Here is an 8,897-nt window from a genome sequence, read left to right as displayed (position 1 = left end):
TGAAACAAGGGGTTGCGCACCGTGGCCGGCACTATTTTGGCCCATGCCATAAATTTATCTTCATCTGATGCATTTCCGGTGATCAGCGCTTCGCTGACACCCAGCGCCCGCTGGCCCCGCCATTTGTAGTGGTCTCCCTTCAGCCAGATCTCCGTCAGGTTGGCAAACTTTTTATTTTCCGCTATTTCCTGCGGAGGAAGGTGATTGTGATAATCGATAATGGGCAGGTCTTTCGCATACTCATTAAACAATATTCTGGCTTTTTCGTTGTCCAGCAAAAAATCTTCAGGTATTACAGCTCCGTCTTTCATTTTATTTCTTTAAATATTCGTTGATGAGGCCAAACTCGAGTCCTCTTAATTCTGCCAGTCCTTTTAACCTGCCTATGGCAGAATAACCCGGATTGGTCTTTTTGCGCAGGTCGTCCAGCATCTGGTGACCATGATCCGGCCGCATCGGGATGCTGACCTTCCGCTCCTGTTGTATTTCCAGGATCTGTTTTACCACCCCATGCATGTCCACGTCCCCTTCCAGGTGATTGTCTTCATAAAAATCACCCTGCGCATTTCTGCGGGTACTTCTCAAATGGATAAAATGGATGCGGTCAGCAAATTGCCTTACCATTGCCACCAGGTCGTTGTCTTCCCTTACCCCAAATGAACCCGTGCAAAAACAAAGGCCATTATTCAAGGAAGGGACAGCCGAGAACAGTTTCTGCACGAGGTTAGCCGTGCTTACCACCCTTGGCAAACCAAAGATCGGGTATGGCGGATCATCCGGATGGATGGCCAGCTTCACCCCTGCTTCGTCGGCAACCGGTATGATCTGCGAAAGAAAGGAGATCAGATTGGCAGAAAGCTGCTCTGCATCAATGCCTTCATATTTGTCCAGAGCCTGCTGGAACTGCTCCAGGGAGAAGCTCTCTTCACTGCCCGGCAGTCCGGCTATGATGTTTTTCTGCAGTACAGCACGTTCCTCCGCAGGCATCCGATCAAAACGCAACCTGCCAGCAGCCAGCTCCTCAGCAGAATAATCCGCAGCAGCATTGGGCCTTTGCAGCATGTGCACATCAAAAGCAACCAGGGCTGCCTTTTCAAACTTAAGCGCTTTGGCCCCGTTTTCCAGCTCAAAAGCCAGGTTGGTCCTCGTCCAGTCCAGCACCGGCATAAAATTATACGTCACCACGGAAATACCGCAGACAGCGAGATTCCGCAGGGATACCTTATAATTGTCAATATAGATTTCAAATCCGGCAGAACGGGTCTTTATGGCCTCGTGTACGGGCACGCTTTCTACCACGTCCCATTTCAATCCGGCCTGTTCTATCAGTTCTTTGTGTTTGTTTATTTCTGCAACCGTCCAGATCTCCCCGTTGGGAATATGGTGAAGGGCAGTCACTACTCCCGCGCATCCCGCCTGCCTGATATCAGACAGACTCACCGGGTCCTTAGGCCCAAACCAGCGCATGGTCTGTTCCATTCGATATATCGTCTTATTCTCGCTCATAATATATTTTAGTCGATTTAAATATATAGCTTGTCAACAACAAAAGGGGCATCACCTGCCCCTTTTATTATCGAAAACGTTTGCGCAGGATCCTTCCCATTCAGGCCGGTCCCACATTAAAAATGCCGTTACTCTACCTTGTAACGGTATACCTGTCTGCCCAGTACACCGGCTGCGTTCATCCCTTCAACGACCACACGGTAAGAACCCTTGCTGTCCGCATTGAAGAACTCAAATTTGCCCTTGCCATTTTGAGAGATCAGCCCTGGATTCCAGTAAACTGTGGTTCTCAGATCGGCAAGCTTAGGATCATTATCGTCATTCTTGTATTTCGGCGAATAAAATTCTTTAGCCATATTAAATCCCTGCGGCGAATAGTGTTTCATAGAAAAGTCATTGCTCGCGCGGTAGTTGCCAAATTTAGTGGTGATCACCAGTGCCGGACCACCTACCATACTGATCAGCGCCTGGTTTGTGCGGACCACGTCCACTTTTACGATGTCAGACGGATCGGCCTCATAAAGCGCCAGGTTCTGGCAGACATTCAATTTACTTCCATTGAGAATGATAGTGAGCCTTTCACCCCTGGACATAGGCACAGGCATCATACCGCATTCCTGGGTATCCTGCATGGGGAATGTAACATTGGTCAGTCGTATCGTCAGGAACTCCAGCACATCTCTGAACTGATCACGCGGATCCGGTTTTAAGGTAAAATCAGCATGCCCTTCGGGAATATCGTAACTGCTCGTACTTCGGGCGGCCCAGCGTTTACGCGCTTTGATGACGACCTCGTTCAACTGCTGGGTACGGCCCATCATCCCACGTTTCAGCATCTCACTCTCCTGCTTCCTGCTGTTTTCCAATGCAGCAGCCATGAGCTGTCTGGAATCATTTTCAATATCACCAATATTCGGATTCGGTGTAGGCAGCTGACTGGTCAGCTTATCTACCTTCAGTTCCACTTTATTACCGCCTTTTTCATTTCTGCCCTGCAGGGTCAGGCCCATCCCCTTCATAATGATCAGGTTGCTGAACTTGAAGTTACCCTGAGCATCAGTTACTGTATCGAGCGGTTTACCACCCACTTTATTGCTCATCATAATGATCGAGCCACCGGCTACAGGTTTATTGGTCAGGGTCAATAACTTGCCCGTAATATTGATGCCTACTTTTTCCGGTTTATGCGTAGGAACGAATGGCTTGCCGGAAGCCAGTTCCTTCCAGGTAAACCTCCTGTACCCCTGGGTCAGCATCAAAATATCGAGGTTGCCCCGGGTTTCCTCATTGGAATTGTGAAAATAATAATTTGGGTTCTCTACGTACCCCTTGAGATCAGAACTCAGCAGCAATTGTGAAAAGATCGTGTTTTCCTTGGTTTCATCGACCGGAATCGCCGTTTCATTGATCACAGACACAGAGAAACTGCCCGTCAGCGGCTGGCCTTTAGGATCTTTTGCATCCAGGTCTATGCCAACTTTTTCGCGGGCGGCATAAGTTTGTTTTGCACTGCTCAGCTTCAGGTCCATCTGGTCATTGCGCTGCAGAAAAATGATCCGCTCGTTGATCGGCACACCTGCCACAGAAAACAAAGTGAACTGCATGATCCCTGAAGGAAAATCCTTTGCGGGCACCGGAATAGAGACCATAGGTTTGGCCACACTGATCTGGCTGCCAAAATAAACAGCGCCGCCCATCTGCGCTACCAGCCCTACGGTCTGCTCACCACCTTTCAGGGTTTCAGCGCCTGCACGGATCCTCACCAGAACCGTGTCCGACTCCGTATTATACACACTCAGCACATAGCCGGTTTCCGAAGCCACAGGCAATTTTACCGTACTTTCAGATCCGTCAGCATAAGTTACTTTTGCCTGGTAGGTTTTGCCACTTTCCGGCATCAGCTGAAAAAAGCCCATGCCCAGGTGCGTACTTTCAAATTCAGCAACCTGCGCATTGGTATTGTCAGTCACCACACCTTTAACAACAATACCGGTTCCTTCCGTACCGATCGCCTTAAAAGCCATCTTGGTCCGCACACCGTTCACCATATTCCCGCTTTCCGGGAAAAACTGGATGTCGGACTGTGTAGCGACAGACTTGATCAGGAAACTCTTGGTTATCATCTCTTTGTCTTTGGCCTCCAGTTTGGTCACCAGGTATGCTCCGCTGTATTTGCCTTCTTTATTTGGCTTCAGCACGACGCGCAGCTCGCCTTTCGCATCGGTTTCGCCCTTTCCGCTCATCACCAGGTTGCTGTTTTCCAGCAACTCAAAATTAACTTTCTTACCGCTGTAAGGCTCTCCCTTCTCGTCGGTATAAAGAATCACCGCGGTTGCAGGGGTTTTCGGATCTTTTGTGTACTCATATTTGACCGATGAAAAGACCGGGTTACTGATCGAGTTGCCGACCTTGATCACCTTATCATAAAAATAATCAGGGCCTGCATTACGCATCCACTGCGTATAGGCCCGGATGCGGTAGTTGCCATCATTCATCGACGAATCGGCCAGCACAAACTCCCCGTTGGCCATTCCGGCGGTAAGCGGCAGCTTTAGCGAAGCAGCCAGTGAGTCTTTTTCACTGATCAAATCCACATACACCGCACCGCTGAGCATGCTCAGCTGGTGCTTGGCACCCAGGGTAACATAGGCCTTAAACCAGATGGTATCGCCGACCAGGTAGTACGGCCTGTCTGTATGCAGGTACACTTTTTCCTGTGGATTGGTGCTCGCCCATTTTTCCAGGGCTGCAATAATTTTTTCAAAAGGGTCATCTTCCCTGGATGTGAAAGCGAAGATTCCTACAAGGGTCAGCAGTGCAAGGCCTGCCAGGACACCCTTGGATCGCAAAAAACGTAGAGAGCGTTTCGCGCACTGAGAGCGGTTTAAGTTCATATTTGTTTCTTTTGGTTTGTTTTGGTTTTTTGAATTGAGTAAATATATTAAAATTATTCTAGCTTGTAATCGTTTGTCTCCATTATGAAATAATTTACAATATCTTAACCTTGTGCTTAAGCGTTCCTAACCTTGAGGTAATACATTCGCTGCTAAAATTAAAACAAGATAGCATGAGAAAAATATTACTGTTTGCTTTTTTAGTCATTGCCATTGCCGGCTGTAAAAAAGACAAGCCTGTGGTTACAGAACCGGAGTTTTTTGTAAATGAAGACGCCGGAACATTTGCCGAAACCGGCTCAATAGACATCGGCGAAATCGGCGCCGCGGAAATATCAGCCTACGATCCAGAAACAAAAAAGCTCTTTGTCGTAAAAAATGAGAATGAAGGTCAGCCAAACCAGGTCAACCGCATCGAGGTCATAGATTTTAAGGACCCTGCAAAAATGACCGTTATCGGCAATATCAATGTACAAACTTACGGGGGCGTAGTAAATAGCCTGTCGGTACATTCCGGCAAGCTGGCCGCAGCAATACAGGCTATGGATAAAACAGCCAATGGTAAAGTCGTTGTGTTTAAAACCAGCGATCACAGTGTGATCAGCCAGGTCAATGTCGGTGCACTGCCAGACATGGTGACCTTCTCGCCAGACGGCAAATACATCCTATCGGCCAATGAAGGGGAGCCAAATGCTGCTTATACAACTGACCCGGAAGGCACGGTATCTATTATTTCAGTGACTGAAAACTATGCGGTTACTACGCTGAACTTTTCATCGGTGGAAGGACAGAAAACTGCACTGATGCAGAAAGGCTTCCGTATCTTTGGCCCGAACAGTACTTTTGTAAAGAATATAGAGCCAGAATACGTAACTATATCGGCCGATTCCAAAACAGCCTGGGTAACCCTGCAGGAGAACAACGGCATCGCTAAAATTGATATTGCTTCCAAAACGGTCAGTAACATTTTCCCGCTTGGTTTTAAAGATTATAATTTAACAGGCAATGAGATAGATCCAAGTGATATACCTGATAAACCTGGAAAATATACACCTGCAAAATGGCCGGTAAAAGGAATGTATTTACCTGATGCAATTGCAGTGCTGGAATCAAACGGAACTCCATACCTGTTTACAGCCAATGAAGGTGATACAAGGGAATACGAAGGGGCTTATGTAGAATTCCTGAGGATAAAAAATAAAGACATTAAACTGGATCCGACTGTATTTCCAAATGCCGCCGACTTGAAATCAGATGAAAAACTAGGTCGTTTAAACGTGACCACTACACTTGGAGACACTGACGGTGACGGCGACCTGGATGAACTTTATTCTTTTGGCTCACGTTCATTTTCGGTATGGAACGGCAGCACAGGTGCCCAGGTTTTTGACAGCAAGAATGAACTAGACAAGGAGTGTGAAAAAGCAGGTGTCTATGATGACGTAAGAAGCGATGATAAAAGCATAGAACCTGAAGGTATCACTATTGGAACCGTAGGAAATAAAAAAATTGCCTTTGTAGGTATGGAAAGAGTAGATGCAGTAGCCGTTTATGACGTAACCAATCCATCGGCACCGGCTTTTCTTCAATTGTTGAAATGCGGTGATGCCCCTGAGGGTGTGCTGTTTATTCCTGCTAAGGACAGCCCGACTAAAAAAAGTCTGCTGGTTGTGAGCAGCGAAAACGATGGTATTGTAAAAGTGTACACACCTAAGACCATCTAGGACCAGAAAGTACATTACCAGTCCTATCTGCGTCTAATTTGGTATTAAATTTATTAAGCTTTGCTTAAGGTTTCGTTAAGGATTGCTTAAGGGTTGGTTAAGGGTTGGTTAAGGTACAGGTTAACCAACCCTTAAGCAATTTATATTTAAGCCTTGTCTTTTTCATCATAAAATTTAAATGCAGTATAGACGCATATCAGACCATTAAGTCACACATTACCTGTTGCCAACCAATGGAAACTGTGAGATCCGAAGAGTAGTGCATCCATATGGTATCAAAACGATCTCCTCTTCTTCTTTGCTGCTTTCCAGCCCGTAAATATGACTGTAAGGAATCGGGCCCGCCATGTCGTTGTACAGCTTCCATGAGGGAATTCGCTTTGCCTTTGTTTTGATCTGTATGGGCGCATTTTCCAGGTTCCATGGATAATTACTGGTCCTGCCTGTATTTTCTACCTTAAAATTTTGCTCCATTTTCTCTATATTCATATCAAACAGACCGTAGTTCCATGGTGTCGTTGGCCGCACTTCATCATAACTTTTGCCATATTGTTCCGGATCTTTGACATTATTGACCTGCTTGAGCGCTTCCCCCATTTTCAGTGCATAGGTGATTGGTCCGCGCTCTACTGACATTGAGTTTTCGTACCATTTATTTTTGAAGATGTGCATGGGCAGAGCCAGTTCGACCATGTCACCAGACTTCCATTCCCGGTTTATTTTTACAATCTGATTGCCACCGGCTTCCTGAAAGATCTGCCCGTTAATTTTTATGGTCGCTTTTTTACACCATTCCGGTATCCGGAGGTGAAATGGAAATGCAACTGCCTTTTTGGTCTGAAGGGTAAATTTCACGGTTTCCTCAAAAGGATAATTGGTCTCCTCTTTCCAGGTCACCTCAGCACCACCGGCCACTTTGGCGGTGACCTCACTGGCGGAATAGACCAGTGCAGCCAGACCTTTATCGGCTGTGCCATACCATAGGTTTTGAGTAAATTTGGGCCAGCCCTGGTGCATATTTGAAGTGCAGCATGGATATCCGGTCAGCAAGCCATAGCACAGATCTGTACCGCCATGATTGTCACCAAAATTGCGCATTTGCCGGGTCAGCATCACCTGGTTGGCCTGCTGAAAATACTGATGGGTCTGAAAATCATCAGAGATCTGCGCAGGCAGTGCGTTAAAGGCGATTTTTTCCAGTTTATCGGCATACCCGACATCTCCGGTAATTTCCAGCGAGCTCTCCAGGGTAAACATCATTTCTACAGCCGTACACAATTCTGAGCCTTGCGTAGGATTATTGCCATGCAATGCTTCATCACCGCCATACAGGCCATGCGCCATGCCGTTGTATTTCCGGAGGTCTTCAAAGCCTTTTTTAACGGCATCCAGGTATTTTTGTTCGGGGTGGTGCTGGTAATAGATCAGCGGTTCTTTCATACCCTGTGAAAGGTTTACAGTATGGATGCTGTTCCTTTTGCTGAGCATATCGGTATTTAGAAATGCATTGGTAAAGTCAAAGGTCTGCTTGTGCAGCAGGTCGCCCAGATCCAGCAAAAACTTATCACCGGTAATGCCGTACAACCAGTACACGACAGCCAGATTATCCCCGCCGCGAAACCTGGCCCAGAACGTCCAGTGATCGAGCGGTTTTGATGGAAGTTCCCGGAGCTGGTATTTGAAGTAATTGGTCATCAGGGTAATCACCCTTTTATCGCCGGTAGCCGAATAATATTGCTTTAAGATCTTGAGCATCACCATTTTTGGCCACCAGTCACGGCTGTTGTCTCTTTGGATGCCCGCTTCGCCGGGGTAGTCTTTTGAGGGACCAAAGTAGCCATCAGGTGTCTGGCTTTTGATGGACCATTCTATCCAGGGTTTTACTTTGGCGATCAGCGCTTTGTCTTTCAGGATATAAGCGAGCGGTAATAATCCGTCAATCCAGTACGGTCCCCGTTCCCATTGATCGCCGTCACCGCCCAGCCAGCCATTTCTTTCGTTCATCACCAGGGGATAAAGTTTATCCAGGTTGCCGGTAGCTCCGTCTTTTTGACGGATGAGCATTTCCCGCAGCCAGCCCTGGGGACGGATACTACCGAGGGGAAGTTCCTGGTAGGGGTTTTGCCTGAGCTGCGCGGCAGCATTTACCGAAATCATGATCAGCAGGACAAAAAGAATGTTTTTAGGTTTCATTAGCAGGAATTTGTGAGTTTCGTCAACAGGGTTGTGTGTGATCACCCACAAGATAAGAACTATTGAAATATGAAGTACGCTAAAATTTGCTACATTTATTTATTGACCAAAGCCTGAAGATGCTGAACAGACGTCGCTTTATCTCCCTGTCGCTCCTATCCGGGGCGTATGCTGCACTCCCCTCCCGTACGCTTGCTTATGGGGATGCTTTGGGCGCCGGCCAGGTTCCCGGAGCTGAGGAGGGTTATCTCATGACCGTAACCGGAAAAATGAAGCCGGCCGATGCGGGGATCTTCCTGCCGCATGAGCATACTTTTACAGATTTTATTGGTGCTGAAAAGGTGGTTCAGCCGCAGTATGACCGCAAAAAGGCGTTTGACTTCCTGCTACCGTATCTTAAAAAACTAAAAGCAAGCGGCGTAAGCACTTTGGCGGAATGTACACCGGCTTATATCGGCAGAGATGCTGTTTTATTAAAACAGCTTTCCCGCGCCAGCGGACTGCGCATCATCACCAATACGGGCTATTATGCCGCTGTGGATTTCAAATACCTGCCTGCTCATGCCCATACAGAAAGCAC

General features: G+C 47.2%; 6 protein-coding genes. 2 read left to right on the top strand and 4 right to left on the bottom strand.

All coding sequences use genetic code 11. The features are described 5' to 3' along the window. The 3 genes from VK541_RS01670 to VK541_RS01660 all read right to left on the bottom strand — a co-directional run. A partial coding sequence (locus tag VK541_RS01670; RefSeq protein WP_324366274.1) for a glucuronate isomerase occupies positions 1–311 on the bottom strand: 311 nt, incomplete at its 3' end. Position 312: 1 nt separating this feature from the next. Further along, positions 313–1,506, bottom strand: coding sequence for a mannonate dehydratase (gene uxuA, locus VK541_RS01665; protein ID WP_324366272.1), 1,194 nt, complete (start codon positions 1,504–1,506; stop codon positions 313–315). A 128-nt stretch (positions 1,507–1,634) separates the two neighbouring features. Continuing rightward, on the bottom strand, positions 1,635–4,400 hold the full coding sequence (locus tag VK541_RS01660) for a TonB-dependent receptor (protein WP_324366270.1): 2,766 nt from the start codon (positions 4,398–4,400) through the stop codon (positions 1,635–1,637). Between the two features lie 173 nt (positions 4,401–4,573). On the opposite strand from VK541_RS01660, the gene VK541_RS01655 reads away from it, so the two are divergent. After that, positions 4,574–6,124, top strand: a complete 1,551-nt coding sequence (locus VK541_RS01655) for a choice-of-anchor I family protein (protein ID WP_324366268.1) — start codon at positions 4,574–4,576, stop codon at positions 6,122–6,124. Positions 6,125–6,340: 216 nt separating this feature from the next. On the opposite strand, the gene VK541_RS01650 is transcribed toward VK541_RS01655, so the two are convergent. After that, complete coding sequence (locus VK541_RS01650; protein WP_324366266.1) at positions 6,341–8,317, bottom strand: beta-L-arabinofuranosidase domain-containing protein; 1,977 nt, start codon at positions 8,315–8,317, stop codon at positions 6,341–6,343. 119 nt (positions 8,318–8,436) lie between these two features. Here VK541_RS01650 and VK541_RS01645 point away from each other — a divergent pair. Next, positions 8,437–8,897 (top strand): hypothetical protein (locus tag VK541_RS01645; RefSeq protein WP_414692598.1); only part of this gene is annotated, 461 nt, incomplete at its 3' end.

Origin of the sequence: Pedobacter sp., from assembly GCF_035317785.1 — a bacterium.
Classification (GTDB): Bacteria; Bacteroidota; Bacteroidia; order Sphingobacteriales; family Sphingobacteriaceae; genus Pedobacter.
This window is presented reverse-complemented; position numbering and strand designations above follow the sequence as displayed.